Source organism: Bradyrhizobium sp. S3.2.6 (assembly GCF_040546885.1).
In the GTDB taxonomy this organism is placed as follows: domain Bacteria; phylum Pseudomonadota; class Alphaproteobacteria; order Rhizobiales; family Xanthobacteraceae; genus Bradyrhizobium; species Bradyrhizobium cytisi.
In genome coordinates, this window is the sequence record NZ_JBEPOS010000072.1 from 1 (window position 1) to 1021 (window position 1021).

General features: G+C 61.8%; 1 pseudogene. It reads left to right on the plus strand.

The window, feature by feature from the left end:
- Positions 1 to 1021 (plus strand): annotated as a pseudogene (locus ABID58_RS37355) (IS3 family transposase); the annotation flags it as partial.

Here is a 1021-nt window from a genome sequence, read left to right on the forward strand (position 1 = left end):
GGACGATAGCTCAGCTGGCCGAGCAGTTTGACGTCCATCCCAATCAGATCACGGCGTGGAAGGCTCAGCTGGAGGGCGGAGCTTCCGGAGTTTTTGGACTTGGCAGCGCTGCGCCGGCCGTGCCTGCGATCGACGTGAAGTCGCTGCACGCCAAAATCGGGGAGCTGACGCTGGAGAACGATTTTTTAGAAGGAGCGCTCACCAAGGCGGGATTGCTGAGCGCAAAGCGATGATCGACAGCGGAAGTTTTGCAGATCAGCCGCGGCAGCGTTTATTACCTGCCGCGGCCGGTGCCGGACGCCGATCTCGCGATCATGCGGCGTCTCGACCGGCTGCATCTGGTGTTTCCCTTCGCCGGTTCGCGCATGCTGAGAGGCCTGCTGGCTGCCGAGGGGTGCAAGATCGGCCGTCGGCATGTGAAGACGCTGATGCGGCGGATGGGGATAGAGGCGCTTTATCGCCGTCCGCGCACAACGAAGCCGGAGCCCGGCCACAAGATCTATCCATACCTGCTGCGCGGCATGGAGATCACGCGACCGAACCAGGTCTGGGCGATGGACATCACCTACATCCCGATGGCGCGCGGCTTCGTCTATCTCGCCGTGGTGCTGGACTGGGCAACCCGTCGTGTTCTGTCGTGGCGGCTGTCGATCACGATGGAAGCAGCCTTCTGCGTCGAGACGCTGGAAGATGCCTTGGCTCGTCACGGCAAGCCGGACATCTTCAACACCGATCAGGGCTCGCAGTTCACCGGCCAGGCCTTTACCGACGTGCTCGCCGACAACGGCATCGCGATCAGCATGGACGGCAAGGGCGCATGGCGGGACAACGTGTTTGTCGAACGGCTCTGGCGCAGCGTCAAATACGAGGAGGTCTATCTGCGAGCCTACGAAACCGTCGGTGAGGCACGACATTCGATTGGCCGGTATCTCGATTTTTACAACGGACGACGTCCGCATTCGAGTCTTGACGACATGACCCCGGATCAAGCCTACTTCAACCTTCCGCCGCTCCGCGCGGC